The sequence below is a fragment of the Wolbachia endosymbiont (group A) of Lypha dubia genome (assembly GCF_964028575.1).
Lineage (GTDB): Bacteria > Pseudomonadota > Alphaproteobacteria > Rickettsiales > Anaplasmataceae > Wolbachia > Wolbachia pipientis.
Genome location: NZ_OZ034796.1, coordinates 751,418 through 769,262 on the forward strand (window position 1 = coordinate 751,418; position 17,845 = coordinate 769,262).

At 33.9% G+C, this 17,845-nt stretch carries 11 protein-coding genes and 1 pseudogene; 4 read left to right on the top strand and 8 right to left on the bottom strand.

Going from position 1 to position 17,845, the window contains the following annotated elements; genetic code table 11:
• The 7 genes from ABWU72_RS03855 to ABWU72_RS03885 form a co-directional block, all read right to left on the bottom strand.
• Positions 1-1,308 (bottom strand): UDP-glucose dehydrogenase family protein, encoded by a 1,308-nt coding sequence (locus ABWU72_RS03855; RefSeq protein ID WP_353283894.1) that lies wholly within the window; start codon positions 1,306-1,308, stop codon positions 1-3.
• A gap of 64 nt (positions 1,309-1,372) precedes the next feature.
• Entirely contained in the window at positions 1,373-2,287 is a 915-nt protein-coding gene (locus ABWU72_RS03860) for a DMT family transporter (RefSeq protein WP_006280073.1), read from the bottom strand.
• 483 nt (positions 2,288-2,770) lie between these two features.
• Complete coding sequence (locus tag ABWU72_RS03865) at positions 2,771-3,682, bottom strand: helix-turn-helix domain-containing protein (RefSeq protein ID WP_010962716.1); 912 nt, start codon at positions 3,680-3,682, stop codon at positions 2,771-2,773.
• A gap of 25 nt (positions 3,683-3,707) precedes the next feature.
• On the bottom strand, positions 3,708-4,616 hold the full coding sequence (locus ABWU72_RS03870) for a helix-turn-helix domain-containing protein (RefSeq protein ID WP_006280075.1): 909 nt from the start codon (positions 4,614-4,616) through the stop codon (positions 3,708-3,710).
• A gap of 75 nt (positions 4,617-4,691) precedes the next feature.
• Positions 4,692-5,825, bottom strand: coding sequence for a hypothetical protein (locus ABWU72_RS03875; protein ID WP_007549714.1), 1,134 nt, complete (start codon positions 5,823-5,825; stop codon positions 4,692-4,694).
• A gap of 100 nt (positions 5,826-5,925) precedes the next feature.
• Positions 5,926-6,582: a RadC family protein gene (locus ABWU72_RS03880; RefSeq protein ID WP_265039536.1), complete on the bottom strand. Its 657-nt coding sequence runs from the start codon at positions 6,580-6,582 to the stop codon at positions 5,926-5,928.
• A gap of 169 nt (positions 6,583-6,751) precedes the next feature.
• Positions 6,752-7,663: a helix-turn-helix domain-containing protein gene (locus ABWU72_RS03885; protein WP_010962718.1), complete on the bottom strand. Its 912-nt coding sequence runs from the start codon at positions 7,661-7,663 to the stop codon at positions 6,752-6,754.
• Positions 7,664-7,792: 129 nt separating this feature from the next.
• On the opposite strand from ABWU72_RS03885, the gene ABWU72_RS03890 reads away from it, so the two are divergent.
• The gene (locus ABWU72_RS03890) at positions 7,793-8,689 is read left to right on the top strand and encodes an Rpn family recombination-promoting nuclease/putative transposase (RefSeq protein ID WP_265017944.1); all 897 of its coding nucleotides are present in this window, start codon (positions 7,793-7,795) and stop codon (positions 8,687-8,689) included.
• Positions 8,690-9,229, top strand: coding sequence for a pyrimidine dimer DNA glycosylase/endonuclease V (locus ABWU72_RS03895; protein WP_010082266.1), 540 nt, complete (start codon positions 8,690-8,692; stop codon positions 9,227-9,229). It begins immediately after the preceding gene.
• Positions 9,230-9,931: 702 nt separating this feature from the next.
• Here ABWU72_RS03895 and ABWU72_RS03900 read toward each other — a convergent pair.
• The gene (locus tag ABWU72_RS03900; protein WP_341819771.1) at positions 9,932-12,313 is read right to left on the bottom strand and encodes a hypothetical protein; all 2,382 of its coding nucleotides are present in this window, start codon (positions 12,311-12,313) and stop codon (positions 9,932-9,934) included.
• Between the two features lie 290 nt (positions 12,314-12,603).
• Between ABWU72_RS03900 and cifA the strand changes: the two genes are divergently transcribed.
• Positions 12,604-14,028 (top strand): cytoplasmic incompatibility factor CifA, encoded by a 1,425-nt coding sequence (cifA, locus tag ABWU72_RS03905; RefSeq protein WP_155968735.1) that lies wholly within the window; start codon positions 12,604-12,606, stop codon positions 14,026-14,028.
• A gap of 75 nt (positions 14,029-14,103) precedes the next feature.
• A pseudogene (cifB, locus tag ABWU72_RS03910) lies at positions 14,104-17,603 on the top strand (cytoplasmic incompatibility factor CifB).
• Positions 17,604-17,845: the final 242 nt, after the last annotated feature.

A 17,845-nucleotide genomic window follows, 5' to 3' on the forward strand; every position in this document is an offset into this window, starting at 1 on the left:
TTAAACTTTGTAGATAGATTTTTTACCCAAGGAATAAACATGGTAACCATATCTTAGTAATAGCTCGCTATCTAATAAATTACGGAAATCAAAAACATTAGGTGCAGCCATAATACTCTTTAAACTTGCAAAATCTTGATTTTTAAATTCTTTCCACTCCGTTAACAATAACAAGGCTTCCGCGTCCCTTGCAGCCCCTATAGCATTGTCCGCGTATTCTATATCCTTTAGAACTTGCCTAGCATTATCTATCCCCATTGGGTCATATGCAGTAATTTTAGCCTTGTTATTCACTAACAATTGTGCAATATCTATAGCTGGGCTATTTCTTACATCATCAGTACCAGACTTAAAAGTTAGCCCCCATATTGCTATTTTTTTATTTTGGACTCCATTTAATACATATTCTACCTTTTTAGCAATGTTTGTTATATGATTATAGTTAGATTCCTTAACTGAATTTAAAATTTGTAGCTTGACATTGTGATCTTCAGCAAGCCTTATTAAAGCTGACAAATCTTTAGGAAAACATGATCCTCCAAATCCTGGACCAGCTTTGAGAAATTCCTTACCTATTCTATGGTCCATTCCCATACTGTTAGCTAAAAGGTCAATGTCTGCTCCTAATAGCTCACATAAACCTGCCATCTCATTGATAAAAGCAACCTTTGTTGCTAGAAAAGCATTAGAAGCATATTTAATCATTTCAGCAGTAACTGTATCAGTGACTATTAACGGAATATTCTTATCTATAAATGATCTATATATAACTTCTAGTTTTGCTCTAGCTAGCTTAGTTTTTACTCCTATTATTATCCTATCTGGGTATAAAAAATCTGATACTGCAGAGCCTTGCTTGAGAAACTCTGGATTAACCCCCAAATCAAAGTTATAGCCCTTATTAGATAAATAATTATATATATTTTCTGCAGTACCAGGAGGAACAGTTGACTTTATCACTATTAAGCAATCTTGATTAACTCTCTCAGAAACTTCACTTACTGCATTATATACATTCTGTAAATTTGCATTTCCTAGGGAGTCTGATGGAGTATCTACAGTTACAAACACTACTTCTGTGTTGGGATTTATTTGAGAATACGAATCGAAGAATCTTATCCTTTGTAACTTTATATTATTCTCTAAATAGTCTGCTAATCCAGGCTCATATATAGGAATTTTTCCTAATTTCAATAACTCAATCTTCTTAGTATTTATGTCAATGCAATCAACGTTATGACCCTGCTCTGATAACATTGCACAAGATACTAAACCTACATACCCTATTCCTATAATGGTTATATACATCTTGTCATCACCTTAAAAATATCCTAATGTAGCTCAACTGCTTAAACATTTAAAAAGAACATCATTAACAATTAGAGTCATAAATTTTTACTCTAGCGTTGCATACATTATTTTTCTTAATTACTTTACTTTCTGAATAAACTATAAACAAAGTCGATGGTATTAATATTAAAATACCATACAAAGCACTTTTATCAGGCAACTCATTAAACATAACATATGTTACTATTGCAGAAATTATTAGCTCTATGTATCTATATGGTGCAAGTGCAGTAGCATCTGCAAGAGTAAAAGCTTTTAATGTGAAGAACAGAATTAGATTTGAATTAATTCCCAAAATCAGTAGTAATACTAATTCTAACAAGGAAGGCAAATGCCAATAAAACAGCAAAGGCACAGTGGAAAAAATAGTTGTTGTTAGAGCTGAATAAAATAACATACTTATTACGGACTCTTTTATTGCGAGTTTCTTATTAAGTATGTCTAATATAGCAAAGATTAATGTAGATACAATAAAAATAAGAATTTTAGGATTAAAGTCTTCACTATAAGCTTTGGTAGTAATAGCAATACCAACAAAGCCAATAACAGTTACTGACCATCTTTGCCAAATTATATTTTCATTTAGTAAAGGGATTGCAAGAAGTATAACAAATAATGGTATAGAAAAACTTATAATTGTTGCAGTTACTATGGGAAAAATAGCTAACCCATAGGTCCACAAGGTTATTCCAACAAATAACAATACTCCTCTAGTTATCTGAATAGATATTTGACTTGTTTTAAAAGCTTCTCTTCCATAGTAAAGCATAAAAGGTACAAGGGTAATAGTGCTAAATAAAAAGCGGAAAAAGATTACTTCAAAACTTTGGAGATGTAAACTTAGATATTTTGATATAGTATCATTAGCTACACTACTAAGTAAACTGAGTATAAACCAGGTAACTCCAAGCAAATAAGCTCTTAATCTGTGATCCATAAAACTCCCAATTTAATATTTTATGAGATAACTTTACTATAAAAAAGATCAATACTAGACAAGTTTTCCTCTATCTACTGTTTAACCATATTCATAAATATTTAGTAGAAATGATTTGAGAAGTATTATATAAAGTGCAGCTTTATTGTATAATTTTAATAAACAGAAATGCTAACTGATTTTTTTGTAATATATGATAATACTTGCGAATACTATCACATTATCAGGAAAAGTAATCGGGAGTACTGACGGCTGTGGCAATTTTACCAACTAGCTTCTCTGCTAGCATTAGCAATATGTGTTTTCAGTGTTAGCTGTGAAGACGTTAAAGAAAGTTATCAAACAAGCAAATTAGCAGCAAAACTTTACGAAAATGCTTCAGTTGAGTCAGCTAAACAAATTTTCAGAATAGATGTATTAAATACGTAACCATCTTTACTTATATCTTAATATAATGTTTCTCAGTACCGTCTTTAACACAATTCAATTTTCACACTCATCAGCAGTTAGGCCACTTGCTCGCACAATAATATCAATTGCAACACCTGCCTTTGCTAGATTTTTCGCAACCCTGATTTTCTCTGCTTTTTTAACTTTTTCCTTGCCGCTTTTCATATCTTCAGATAGAGATTTGACTAACGCATCTAATGATTCCGGTTCTCTGTACTCGTTTATTAAACTCAATAGCTTTTTACTTTCTCTCGTTTCAGGTAGCAAGACTTTAATATTTACTGATAATGCTCCTGCTATTTCATATAATTTATCAAATAGTATGGTAGTATAACCTCTTTCATATTCATGTATTTCCTTGAGTGTTACGCCAACTTTATCCGCTAAATCTTTTTGAGTATACCTTCTTATTAACCTCCATTCTCTTATTCTTTGCCCTATTCTGTAATATATAGAATCAGTGCAGATTTCTCTCTCTGTATTATCATACTCGTAAATAGATAAGCCGGTTGCCTGGGAAATTATGTCAACTGAAACTCCTTCTTTCACTAGATTTTTTGCTATTTCCAACCTTGCCTCTTCTTGATTAATTTTTTCGCTAATATGAACAAACCTGACTAATGAAGGTACTATTTTGCCTAACTTTTGATTCTCATATATTTTCGTTAGATAGAGTATTTCCTCGTCTTCATAGCTGTCTTCCCTTACTATTACTGGTTCGGGTAATAAATCTATAGCATTAACTGACAATACTCTTGCTATTACATATAGTACTTCAATTGGAATAGGAATATACCCATTTTCATAGCTGTTTACTTCTTGGTATGTTAAACCTATTTCACTTGCCAATTCTACTTGAGTATGCCCTCGCATTAACCTGCTATCTTCTATTTTTTGTCCTATTTTGTAGCTTATAGAACTAATATCGCTTACAGAAACAAACATATATACCTTACTTAGAAATAAATTTTCATGCAATTTGATCAACGGATAAACCGATTATTTGCAAAATAATATCAATAGAAATTCCCCCTTTTACTAAATCCTTTGCAACTTTAATCCTTTCTATCTCTCTCACTTTCTCCTCACAAATCCGTATCCCTTCAAACAAAGACTTTATTAGTGCATGCCGTAGTTCTTGGCTCTCAATTTCTTTGTATTCTTTAATCAAATCAGGTAGCTCATTTTTCACTTTACTCCCTTCCTCTATTAGTAGATCCGTAATATTAATCGATAATGCTTCTGCCATTTCATATAATTTATCAAGTGGAACAGCAGTCCTTCCTTGCTCATAGTTGCTTATTTCGTCACGTGTTGTACTCATTTTTTCTACTAAATCTTTTTGAGTATACTCTCTCACTAGCCTCCATTCTTTTATCTTCTTTCCTATTTGGCAGTAAATAGAACCTCCTTTTTCTTCAACGCATTCATCAGCAGAGAGGCCAATTGTTTTTGCAACAATATCAACAGAAACTCCTGCTTTAACCAAACCTTTTGCAATCTTTATTTTCTCTGCTTTTTTACTACTTTTTTCACTAACTTGGACAAAATTGGTTAGTAAACAAAACATCTTACGTAACTCCTGGTCATTAATCTTTTTATATTCTCTTACTAGATTTAAGATTTCTTCTCCCTCATCTTCAAGACAGCTTTTTGATATAGGAATTAGATCCGTAATACTGATTGATAGTGCCTCAGTTATAGCATATAACCTTTCAATTGAAATTCTACGATTCCCTTTTTCATATTGAAGTATTACCCAGTACTTTACACCAAGTTTCTCTGCTAAATCTTTCTGAGTATACCCTCTCTCTAACCTCCAACTTTTTAATTTTTCTCCCACTTTATAATCTAGACTTTTTTCCACAAAAAGAACCATACATATAATATTTTATACTATAGCTCAAAGGCTCCAGATATAATAGCCAGACTCTGGAACCTTTAAATTGATGAATTAAAGTGCCCTACAAGTTTCTTTACTATTTTCACGTACTTTGTCTGCCCATGAAAACAATTTTTCACTTACTTCCTTCTGCTTTTCACTCCATATGCCGCACCTAGTGAAATTACCTCTTTCTACCACTTTCTTAAGTTTCACTCCCCCAAAAAGGCAATTTTTTCCAATTTCTTCTCCTCTTTTTTGTAATTCAGCCCACATTTCCTTATCCGCTACTTTTACTTGTACCTGACTGCAGTTTTTTACGTCCTGGTACAATACAATATTTAGCTTACCAAGGCTTGTAGGAAATTCTAACACAACGGAGCTACCATCTGATACATCAACGTAATTTCTTGCACCTCCTTCCTCCCTTCTGATCTCAACTGCATTATTACCCATTTTTAAAATGTTACTCCCTAACTCTCTCAGTATTTTGGCTACCTCTACCTTGCTATTCCCAGAAAACTCTATGTACGATGTTGTATTATCTATCTCAACATCTATTAATTCTCCTTCTTGCACAGCACTTTCGCCAGCTTTCTCTAGTTCTTCTAGTCTCTCATCTATCTGTGGCTGAACTTCTGGTTGTAGCTCATTATAGATTTCACCTATCAGTTTATTCTGTAGTAGAGTATCATGAAACTCTGCACCACTTAGCATTAGCTTACGCATTATCTTTTTTCGATCACTTTTTTCTAATCTGTGAAAGTGTGTGCCCAATATCATGTATTCTGCGAAGCTCCACTCCCCATCATTACATGCATTTACTCTTGCTCCAGAGGCTAATACTTGCTCTATAACTTTATGCAATGCATTTACGTTTTTTGTCTCTACTACAGCACTCTTAAACCAGCTCAACTTTTCACTTTCGCTTGCACTTGGTTTTATTTTTTGCAAATTTGAAGCAAATGGATTTAAATCTTCTGCTTGATCATTTAAAGGTTTTGTGCCATAAACATAGTCAAGGCTTTTCCCGTAGTTGATTTTGTTTTCGCGAATGTTTCTGCTAGGGGAGGCCTCCCGGTTTATCTCCTTCTGGTTATTAATTTTACTCACAAATTTAGACTGCTTTATATCAACGCCTTCAAGAGCACCAAATATTTTCTTGTGATTAACATTAGTCTTTTTATTCCGATCTTTACTAGTCATATAAACCTCATATTAAAAATACTTTTTAAGCGTACAATAAACTTTATACATCTTACTACTCATTATAAATTATAATGAGTAGATTTGCAAATACTTTCTACTATAACAATCCATTTTCTCGAAAGCTGAAATAGCCTCCACTTGTGATGATAATATGGTCAAACAATTTTACGCTTACAGTACTACATGCTGCTGCTAAGCTCTTCGTTACTGCTTGATCTTCTTCTGATGGCTCTAAGCTCCCTCCAGGATGGTTATGTGACATTATTATTGATGTTGCATTTTTCATTAATGCCTTTCTTGTAATTTCCTTTATGTATACTGATGCTTTTTCCATTTCACCAATATAGGATTCTTCTCCAATTAGTTGACGCCTTTTATTCAAGTACAGTATTTTTACACATTCCCTTTCTGAGTGGCCTATACTTACGTTTAAGTACTCTACTATCCCTTGTAAGTCCATGATTGGCTCACTCTTAAGCTTTTCTTTCAGTACCCTTTCTAGTGTTTCCTTAACACACATAATCATTGCTACTGCAGAATCAGTTACTCCTTCTATAACTTTCAGGTCATCCATTTCTCTACCTAAAATCCTTCCTACTCCTGTATAAGTATTCACCAAATTTTTAGCAATTTCTTGAGCCTGTGGGCTTTCATGTACTGCACTTAGAAACGTTTCCATTATTTCACGATCAAGTAGTGCTTTGCCTTTGCTTTCTAATATTCTGAATTCGATTTCTTCTTTACTTTTATTCATATAATTTACCTTTCACTAACAACAAACTTTTTTTAGATATTTACTGCTGTTTTTTATCAGCATTGGCATAAAGCCATAGCTTTCGAGTGAAGTCAAATCAATTTCTCAATCTTTTTTACTTATTTTTTCATCTAAGAGTAAAGATATTAATATATACTGATTTTTTATTTTAAATCTGTTGAATTTCGCCTAAAGAGAGGCCTGTTATTTGCAAAATAATATCGGTAGAAATTCCTCCTTTCACTAAATCCTTTGCAATTTTCATCTTTTCTGCTCTTTTCACTTTTTCTTCGCAAATTTGTATGCTTTCAAACAGAGATTTTATTAGCGCATAGCGTAATTCTTGACTCTCAATTTTTTTGTATTCTTTTATTAAATCAGGTAGCTCACTTTCTACTATCTCATCTTCCTCTATGAGCAGATCTGTAATGCTAATTGATAATGTTTCTGCTATTGCATATAATTTTTCCAGTGGAATGGCCACACGTCCTTGCTCATAGTTGCTTATTTCATCACGTGTTGTATCCATTTTCTCAGCCAAATCCTTTTGAGTATACTCTCTCACTAGCCTCCATTCTTTTATCTTTTTTCCTATTTGGTAGTAGATAGAACCTGTTTTTTCTTCAACACACTCATTAGCAGAGAGGCCAATTGCTTGTGAAACAATATCAACAGAAATTCCTGCTTTAACCATACCCTTTGCAATTTTTACCTTCTCTGCTTTTTTACTACTTTTCTCACCAACTCGGGTAAATTTTGTTAGCAAGTAAAACACCTTGCGCAACTCTTGATCATTAATCGTTTTATATTTTCTTACTAGATTTAATATTTCCTCTTCTTCGTTTTTAAGGCAAATTTTTTCACTTGATACAGGAATAAGATCTATGATGCCAACCGATAACACTTCTGCTATAGCATACAATTTCTCAATCGAAATTTTACGTGTTCCTTTTTCATATTGTAGTACTACTTGATACGTTACGCCAATTTTTCCCGCTAAATCTTTTTGAGTATAACCTCGCTTTAACCTCCAGCTCCTTACTTTTTGTGCTATTTTGTACCTTATCGAGATATTTGCCATAAATATTATACAGGTTAATACTACCAAATAAAGATATACAAAAGGGATGCTTCTTTCTATGTTTGAATTTTAGTTGAATATTTCTTCACAATTGTGTATAATTATTAATGCTTTTTAAGTGGATTTCCTATGGCTCTTTCGAAGTTTCTCGATCCCAAGAATGATATATCGTTCAAGCGCATCTTTGGTACTGAAAAAAATAAAGATATCCTTATTCACTTTCTTAATGATATTCTCGGCTTTGCTGGAACAAATGCAATACAGGATATAGAGTTTTTAAGTACTATTCAAGATCCTGATATTGCTTCTAAAAAACAAAGCATTGTTGATGCTCTTTGTAGAGATAAAAATGGGCTGCAAGTGATAGTCGAAATGCAGGTCGCTAAAACTAAGGGCTTTGAAAAACGTGCTCAATACTATGCTGCTAAAGCCTATTCAAGACAGGCTGACAAAGGCGATCAATATCATGACCTTAAGGAAATTATCTTTATTGCTATAGCAGACTGTATTTTATTTCCTGATAAGTCTGAGTATAAGTCAAAGCATACCATTCGCGATGAAGATACTAATGAACATGATCTAAAAGATTTTTACTTTATATTTATTGAGTTGCCTAAATTTCCAAAAACCAAAGAAGATCAGCTTTCAAGTATTGTTGAGAAATGGGTCTACTTCTTTAAATATGCAGATGAGACTAGTGAAGAAGAGCTGGAAAAAATAATAGGTAGTGATCTAATAATTAAAAAGGCCTATGAAGAACTAAATAGGTTCAACTGGTCAGAAAAAGAATTTATTGCCTATGAACAGGAAATAAAACGTATTCTTGATGAACAGGCTGTCCTTGCTCAAAAACTTGATGATGCTACTGCAAAAGGCATCCTCATCGGACATGAAAAAGGCAGAAAAGAGAGGGAAATTGAAGTTGCAAAGAATCTACTTAAAGCAGGAGTTTCTATTGATATCATAGCTCAAACTACTGGTCTTACAGCTAATGAAATTAAAGACTTAAGCTCTTTGGATGTTTAGATGAACATCTTTGTACTAGATGAAAACCCAGAGATTGCGGCAAAAATGTTATGTGATAAGCATATAGTAAAAATGCTATTAGAAACTGCTCAGTTACTGAGTAATGTTTTTTCAATAGCATTAAAAGTGCCAAATCCTTTAGTCAGCATCACAGACCAGAATATAGAAGTTCCATATAAACTTACTCACAAAAACCACCCTTGTTCTCTATGGGCTAGACAATCCAAAGGGAACTTTTTCTGGTTAATAAAATACGGAAGGGAGCTGTGCAAAGAGTATACTTGGCGATATAAAAGAAAACATAGATCAGAAGAAGTTATAGATTGGTGTGATAGTAATAAGAATTTGCTTGTTTTTCAATCAACCGATATAAAGCCTTTTGTACAGGCGTTACCAGATCAATATAAGTCTAGTCATTCAGTAAAAGCTTACAGAGAGTACTACCTAAAAGAAAAGATGAGGTTTGCTAAGTGGGAAAAGGGTAGAGAAGTACCGGATTGGTTGCTAAGCAGAATCGTACGTCTGAAAAGCCGCAAATAAAAAGAACGCCTTAATTAGTAGAGAGGAAGGTGCATAAAAACTAAAACATCTTCTCACTTTAACTCTTAATTAGATTTGAGGTAAATCATTAAAATCTCCACTCTTTTAACTGAGTCTGATAAAATTTAAAAACGGCAGTTTATTGAATACTTTACATGATTAAACCATTAAAACTCTTCAATTTTACTGAATTGATGGTAATTTCAAGGTATTTGCTGCTCAAATTTAGATACATGCTAATTTCTCTATTATAAATACTTAAATTATAAACTATTTACTCTTTAATTTTGGTTATTAGTACTGCGATCCAGAGGTATTCCAACATCACTCACTTCAGAAGAGCAAAGTACTCTGATAATCTGGAATTTCAAAGTAAGGTCTCGATATTACTTCTTTTATAACCTAACGAAAATCTGAGTTCAGAACATAAAACCAGTCCCTTAATATAACTACTTTGCTGTTCCCTTACTATCATTTACAAAGAAGCCCTTATATTTTTCTACTAAATCTGGTCTTTTCTTCATCTATATCTCCTTCTACACCTAGAACTCTATTCGCCAATTTCCTATTCTCTAGAGAAATAAGTAATGCTCTATATCACCGTCAGAAATTAATCTGCCGCACCGAGAACTGATAGACCTTTTTATCTTTCCCATTATCTCTTTTCTTGGGGTGAGTAAAACAATATATTTTTCCACATAGTTATAAGCTGGGAACCATAAAAACAGCTTCATGATCAGCCATTTTAAAAGTTCGATCAAGTTCAATATTCCTAAGCGTTGTACTTGCCTTATATGAACAATAACATCCCAATGTAAGGAAAGTTAATGCAGTCAAAGCAAGTGAAATAGATATTCCTAAATGAGACATTGTTAAACTTGTGCCAACAGCAAATACTCCAGATAATATAAGAGAAGCAGAGGCATAAATTATTTGCTTTCTACTCTGAGCTCTTGCTTCTGAGAATTGAGATTTTACTGCTGAACTTTGTTCAGAGACTCGAGATAGGTTGCTAGTCCTTTTACTATAACCTTGTTTTACATTAACACCCACAGACTCAGTGGCAACTTTTGAATCCATCTCATCCTGGATTGATATATCAATATTTTCCGGCTGTTCATTAGCTAGAATAAGCTCATCATGCAAATTTTTTACAGAGCAAAAATGTGAGGGATCGATACTAAAGCTTTCTTCAATGCCTTCTAATCGTTTATTCTCTTCCTTTAATCGTTCTATATTTCCTCGTAATATACTATTTTCTAATAGCAATTCCTCACATTGTTTCCCTTTTGCATCTATCTCTTGTTCCAGCTTTACTAGTTTAATTTCATAGTCTTTACATAACTCAGCTTTTCCTTCCGGTATATCTGCATCCTCCACTTGTATACACGAATCTTCGGTTTCTCTTTTTGTCTTTTCCGCTCTTAACAAATACTCATAATCATCTTCTAACCCATTTATTTTTTGCATTAATCGTTGATTGTTCTCATTCAGCCCATTTATAACTTCCTGCATCTTTTCTTTTTTATTAAATAGCAATTCCTTTTCTTCTTTCGCTGTAGCAAGTTTTTCCTTAAGTTCATCATTTTCTGCTAGAAAATCTTTATTCTCTTTTTCAAGTTTATCTACTTTTTTCTCTAACTCTTGAACACTGTTATCTAAGGATTCATTCATCTTTTCCAATCCCTTCAATTTTTGTTCAAGATACATGCTTTTAGAATCACTTTGTGGTAATCTTGTACCAATATCTACGAGAATTTCTCCTACAAAATCCATAAACTTTTTGAAATGTCTCTCATGAACTATCACTTCTTCACTTAGTGTAGTATTACCCAGCTTTTCCACAATTTCTTGGATTTTTTTTAAACTATTGGATAATAGCTCCATTCGTTCAACAATTTTAGTTACTTCACTTACGTTCAATTCATCACTCAGATCTGCATTACTAGTATAATTCTCACCAGTGGTAACTAGGTTAGATGGATTGGCAGGTTTAATCGGGGTACTCGTATCAACAGAAGCTCCAAATGGCATAAACAGTGCACTTCGGCTGCTCTTAATCGATCTACCTAGTGAAGGTATATCACTATTATAAAGTGTTCTATCACCACTAGAGGCAACTTGCTCTTGTCTATAATTTGTAGAAGTTCCTGTTGGACTAGTACCATTTTTCTGATCTTCTCTACTGCTTTCATTCGTAAAGCGCTTCACTCCCATTACCCTCCTAACATTCTCTCCAAGTTCTTCTCTTTCGATTATAATACGAGATTCATTTTTTTCATAGTTAATTTTATCATATAATTGTTCACATTCTTTGTAGGACAATATTGGTTGTAGCGTCTTCTTCTTTACTTCTTCATCGTAGAAAGCTCTCAGCTTATCATTTGATAATATTGCTATAGCTTCTTTTACATCAGGATGCAATTGAGAATGCCCATTTTTGCATGAATGAACACGGTTCAGTAGAAAAATCTTAACAGAGTGTTGCTTGTATTCCATAATTTCCTCTAATGTAATCCCCATAACTTTTTCTTGTGATTCTATGTATCCTAGAGCTTCTTCAAAGTCTTGTCTGTTAGAGGTGAGAGGTTGAGCTTTTTTTAACTTTTTGATCTCACTATCTTTTGGATGCACACCATTAACTTCAATAACAGGGATAACACTTGCAGAGTCAATCGCATTTAACACAATACTACAATCATCTTGATTTTTTAGGAAAGCTTTTAGCTGTTTTTTAAAGTTCAATAAATTACTTAATTTATCTTCATTAGTTTTAGATTTTTTGATTTGATCATAAACGTTTCTGGCTGCTTGGTTATTCTCTTTATCAGTCCTTATTTTACTTTCTAACTTACCAAGGAGTTTGCTCAGTGGTTTTTTAAGTTTCTTATAATCGTTAACAAGCAGTTCTCTTATCCGTCTTTCAAAATCTCCTTTTTCTTTGAATCTCAAAACAGTATATAGATCATCTTCAGCCCTCTGCTGATCGGATTTTGTATTTACAACCATAACCTTACCTAACACTAACAGATACTGCTGAACAGAACTTAAGGGCGAAGTTAAAACACACTTAGTTAAAGTCATAAGCACTTCTCCAATTAATCTTACTAATATTCTTCTGGAAAACAACATATCTACTGACCTTATTCTTGGGAATATAAATAGAAAAAGTGCATCACCTATAGTCTCCAGAAAACCTGGTGTTAGCTGTCAAATTAAGATTTCTAGAAAATACTCAATAATTCCAGACAGATTTCTCTAGGCCTGACCAGAACGTTTGGGTATCAAATAGGTCTTTCTGGAGTAATTAGGTGTTGTAACTTAGTTACAAATTTAGTACCATAGCGTTGTTTTCATGATATAGGGAGGTTTAAATGCCAATAGAAACAAAACGTCAGGCTGAAGTGCTTAAAAAGCTACAAGATGTGATAAAACATACAGATCGTGACATTGCGGCTGGAAGAAAGTTAGCTATTAAAAGGTGGGTCGAGACCTATATAGAGTATATCAAACTTTTTAAGGATGATAAGCTGGAATTCTTATATAATGTTTTTCGAGATGAAGGTTGTTGGTTAGGTACAAGGTTAAATAATACTGTTTTAGGTCAGAAATTGACTGAAGAGAAAATAGGAGAAATCGATAACCCACTACCAAGGTATGGTATGGCATCTAGGTACTGTATAACGGGCAAGATAGGTGATTTTTTCAACAAACAGTTTGTACTCTCTAGAGGTCAATTTACTTCAGAAGAGGTAGATAGTCAAGGTAATCCGATCAGTGATCAATATGTAAGAAACATTCTGCTATCATCCATGAAGAGAAATGGTCCTGTGTTTGATTTCTGGATCGATAGAGAATCTGGGGAATTAAAGAAGTATGATGCAGTAGAAGGTTTTGACAGTGCTGTAAAACTTAAGTGGAGCGAAGGGGTAGAGTATTTTTATAATCAGTTAGAGGAAAAAGATAAGGAGAAGAAGCTTACAGAAGCTATTGTTGCTCTTTCTCGTCCTCAATCTGTTGAGAAAGACGCTCCTATTTTAGATTTTTGTGTAAGGAATATAGGCGATAAAGATACTCTTTTACAGAAATTATTGCAGAAAGATAAGGGAGTATATTCCCTTCTTGCTGAATTAATAGAGTCATGTTTTTTTGATACGGTTCATGATTTGGTACAGTGCTGGTGTTATAAAGGCGTTTCAGCAGGAGGAGACTGTTCGGACAAGATATTCTCACAGCAAGACTATGAACTTTTTCTTTATTCACTTTCAAATGTGATGTTGAAAAATCCTGAGTTAAGTGTTCAAGCTAGATCCCTTATTATGGAGATTTGGAAATGTGAACGCTTTGCTGAATACAGAGAGACCTCTGTTAATACTTCTAATTATACAGTTCCTATAAAGAGTGTACTTGGGGGATTAATCATTAATTGGAAACGAGAAGATGTTTGTAAGCCCGATAGGGAAATAGAGAAAGAAGAAATATTAGATATGATTTCATTTGCCAAAGGTTGCTTTCCTGAAAAGTTTGACCTTTTTAAAGAAGTCATGATAGAAAATCTTAGAATATGTGGTAGGGAAGGAAAGAGGAAAGGTGTAGATTACGGCAAGTTTGCAGAAGAGTTATTTCTTCAGTTAGAGAAAGTAACTTTACCTTCTGTAGGTGATGGTCCTTGGAATAATTTGCGGTCTCAATCTAAGGTATCTTTGCCACTTGATGGTTCTGGTGATGGCCCACAGTCTGAGTTTGAAGCTCCTAGTGTGAGTGGTATTTCTGGTTCTCATAAGAAAAGAAGAATCTAGTCTACTCATTAATGTGAGTGGTTTTTCTGGTCTTAGCAAATAGAGAGGTGCTTTGTGTCTTTAATAAGAAGTTTAGTGGATGGAGATCTTGATGGTTTTAGACAAGAGTTTGAATCCTTTTTAGATCAATGTCCATTTTTCTTGTATCATGTAAGTACAGGACGTTTCCTTCCTGTATTCTTTTTCAGTATGTTTGCTACTGCTCATGATGCTAATATCTTAAAAGCAAATGAGAGAGTGTATTTTCGTTTTGATAATCATGGTATTGATACAGGTGGTAGAAATAGAAATACAGGGAACCTAAAAGTCGCTGTTTATCGTGACGGACAGCAAGTTGTCAGATGCTACAGTATTTCTGATCGTCTTAATAGTGATGGGTTAAGGTTCAGTACAAGGGAAAGAAATGCTCTAGTGCGAGAGATTAGAGGGCAAAATCCAAATTTAAGGGAAGAAGACCTAAATTTTGAGCAATACAAAGTATGCATGCATGGAAAGGGCAAGAGTCAGGGAGAGGCGATTGCAACAGTATTCGAGGTGATTCGTGAAAAAGATTCTCAAGGTAGAGATAGATTTGCTAAATATTCAGCGTCTGAGATTAGCCTTCTTAGGCATATAGAACGCAATAGGCTTAAGGGGATTAATGCGCCTGCGCCACGCAGTTTGTTGACAGTTAAGGAAATAGGAAGTATACGACTCAATCAAGATCAGAGAGTACAGCTTGGTCATTTGGTCAATTTTGTGCAAGTTGCACCGGGTCAGCAAGGGATTTCAGTTTTATGGAAGTGCTAGCAAGTAACCAAAGAATAAATATAGAACGTGGAATAAATGAAGGAATTTTGCCATACATAACTCGAATCTATCGTAGTTACCTAGGCAGCCTACAAAATGACATTCAAAATCGCAGTCAAAAGTTTGAGAGTCACGGATTTTTCTTAGGTTTGTTGGCAAATTTTATTCATCTCTACACAATAGATATTGACCTTGACTTGTCTCCTGGAAATTCATATGTTGCTTTTCTTATATGTCATCAGGCAGAGAGAGAAAACATTCCTATCGTTATTAATGTTACTAGATGGAGGACATCGTCTGATATTGCATTAAACCGCGCTAGAGCTGATGCTAAAAGATTACATGCTTCTTCATTTATATCTATTCACACTGAATCAAGAAATGCTGTTTGTATTGGATTAAATTTTAATCTGAATATAGATCCTTTTAGTATTGATACAGTAGAGTTTTTAGAGAATAGATTTCCTTTGGTACAAAGATTATTTGAGTGTTTGGAGGATGAAGGAATTAGAGAAAATATTAGAGATTTCTTGCTTCAACATCTTCCTAACGAAATACCAAGAAATGCAGAGAATTATAACAGAATATTTGATTGCATAACTGGTTTTGCTTTTGGGAATAGTATTTTAGAAGAGTTCAGATTAGTAAACGCAGTTCAACAACGTGTAAGAAAGTATATATTTAGATATGGTGATGAGAATCATGCTTTAACCATGGTCTTCCATACTCAAGGTTCTGATATAGTTATACTTCATATTAGAGATAACAACGCTGTACAACAAGGAGCCATCAATTTACAAGATCTTAATGTTGACGGAAATAATGTTCATGTACGGGAAGTTTCATGCACACTTAATAATCAACTTGGCCTTAATATTCATACAGATAACCTTGGTTTATATCACAATTACCAAAATAATAATGCAAATAATTTTCTTGGTGGTAATCTTGTGCAAGTGCCTAATGCTGGAAATGTGCATAATGCTTTAAATCAAGTTATGAATGATGGCTGGCAAGATAGATTTCAGCATCAAGAATTATTTAGAAACATTTCTGCAGTATTAATGCCAGAAGATACGCATGGCAATATGATAATAGATGTAAATAGCAAAGATAAGTTTCGCTCTATACTACATGGTACATTTTATGCTAGTGATAATCCTTATAAAGTGCTTGCTATGTATAAAGTTGGTCAAACATATAGTTTAAAAAGGTGGCAGGAAGAAGAAGGAGAAAGGGTAATACTTACAAGAGTTACAGAACAGAGACTAGGTCTTCTATTATTAAGACAACCTACAGCAGATACTCACCCAATTGGATATGTATTAGGATTTGCTGATAATGCAGAAGAAGTAGAACAGGAGCAAGACGAGGCAAGGTACAAAATAACAGAATTGATGAGCAAACAAAGGGGATATTTGCCTATTACTTCTGGAAATGAGGTGGTTTTGTCTTATGCTGTATTTAATAGAGGTGCACAGAGAGCAGAAGACTTTATATCTCTTCCACAACAAGCAGTGTATGTACATAGACTTGATCGTCGTGGTCATGACTCAAGACCAGAAGTATTAGTGGGACCTGAAAGTGTTATTGATGAAAATCCACCAGAAAATCTATTGTCAGATCAAACTCGTGAAAATTTCAGGCGCTTTTACATGGAAAAAAGACCAGGACAGAACTCGATTTTTTTGCTTGATATAGATGATAATCTGCACGTTCCATTTAGTTACTTGCAAGGTACTAGAGCACAGGCAATAGAAACATTAAGGTCAAGAATAAGGGGAGGTGGTACTTCTACAGCACAAGGAATATTACAACAAATAAACACTATCCTTCGTAGAAACAACGCTCGTGAAATAGAAGATGTGCATAATCTACTTGCACTAGACTTTGCAACAGAAAATCAAAATTTCCGTTATTGGCTACAAACTCATGACATGTTTTTCGCTGCACGACAATATACTTTCCATGATGATCGATCTAATCCAACTAATGATCGTCATGATTTTGCAATAACTTCAGTAGGAGTCGATGGAAATCAAAATGATCCAACAGGTAGGGACTTATTAAGTAGTAACATAGATAACTTTAAACAAAAAGTAGATTCGGGTGAAAAAGATAGATTAACTGCTATTATTAATGTAGGTAATCGTCATTGGGTTACATTAGTTATTGTCCACCAAAATGGAAATTATTATGGGTATTATGCTGATTCACTTGGTCCAGATAGTCGTATTGACAATAATATTCGAGGAGCTTTAAGAGAATGTGATATTAGCGATGATAATGTCCATGATGTTTCCGTTCATCAGCAAACAGATGGCCATAATTGTGGCATATGGGCATACGAAAATGCTAGGGATATTAACCAAGCTATTGATCAAGCTTTACAGGGAAATAGTAACTTTGGAGAGAAAGGTGAAGGTATTATAGGTTATATACGTGGTCTTCTTAGTGCAGGAATTGGAAATGACACTAGACAACCTCAAAGAAATGAACAATACTTTAGAAATCGGAGAAGAAATATTTCACAATTATTCCAAAATGATTCTCTATCTTCTCCTAGGGGTAGATTGATTCAAGGTCGTCCAGGAATTCAACATGAAATTGATCCATTACTATTACAATTTTTAGAACTCCAATATCCACAGCGTGGAGGTGGGGGAGCATTGCAATTAGGCGGAGAAAGAGTGATATCAATTGATTTTGGTCCGCAATCTGTATTGGATGAAATTGATGGAGTGAATAGAGTTTATGATCATAGCAATGGTAGAGGCAGTAGGTAGAGGTTAATAGGTGAATGAAGTATTTCTTTACTCCATATTTACGCGTTGGTTGTAATGGGTCTTTTAATTTATTTCTGCATATTTTTTTTGGGGGGTTGTTTATTAACAATAATATAGAAGATATTAATAAAGCTTTTGTCCGTAAAGCACATTCATGAGAGCGATATTTTCTTAAAATCAGCTAGCTTTAGATGCTGAAGTTGTGTACCGTTTAGAATAACTTCCTTAATTTTGGATATAAA

Coding starts and splice junctions, on each gene's coding strand:
- ABWU72_RS03855 (WP_353283894.1), bottom strand. CDS start 1,308: ATGTATATAACCATTATAGGAATAGGGTATGTAGGTTTAGTATCTTGT.
- ABWU72_RS03860 (WP_006280073.1), bottom strand. CDS start 2,287: ATGGATCACAGATTAAGAGCTTATTTGCTTGGAGTTACCTGGTTTATA.
- ABWU72_RS03865 (WP_010962716.1), bottom strand. CDS start 3,682: ATGTTTGTTTCTGTAAGCGATATTAGTTCTATAAGCTACAAAATAGGA.
- ABWU72_RS03870 (WP_006280075.1), bottom strand. CDS start 4,616: ATGGTTCTTTTTGTGGAAAAAAGTCTAGATTATAAAGTGGGAGAAAAA.
- ABWU72_RS03875 (WP_007549714.1), bottom strand. CDS start 5,825: ATGACTAGTAAAGATCGGAATAAAAAGACTAATGTTAATCACAAGAAA.
- ABWU72_RS03880 (WP_265039536.1), bottom strand. CDS start 6,582: ATGAATAAAAGTAAAGAAGAAATCGAATTCAGAATATTAGAAAGCAAA.
- ABWU72_RS03885 (WP_010962718.1), bottom strand. CDS start 7,663: ATGGCAAATATCTCGATAAGGTACAAAATAGCACAAAAAGTAAGGAGC.
- ABWU72_RS03890 (WP_265017944.1), top strand. CDS start 7,793: ATGGCTCTTTCGAAGTTTCTCGATCCCAAGAATGATATATCGTTCAAG.
- ABWU72_RS03895 (WP_010082266.1), top strand. CDS start 8,690: ATGAACATCTTTGTACTAGATGAAAACCCAGAGATTGCGGCAAAAATG.
- ABWU72_RS03900 (WP_341819771.1), bottom strand. CDS start 12,313: ATGACTTTAACTAAGTGTGTTTTAACTTCGCCCTTAAGTTCTGTTCAG.
- cifA (WP_155968735.1), top strand. CDS start 12,604: ATGCCAATAGAAACAAAACGTCAGGCTGAAGTGCTTAAAAAGCTACAA.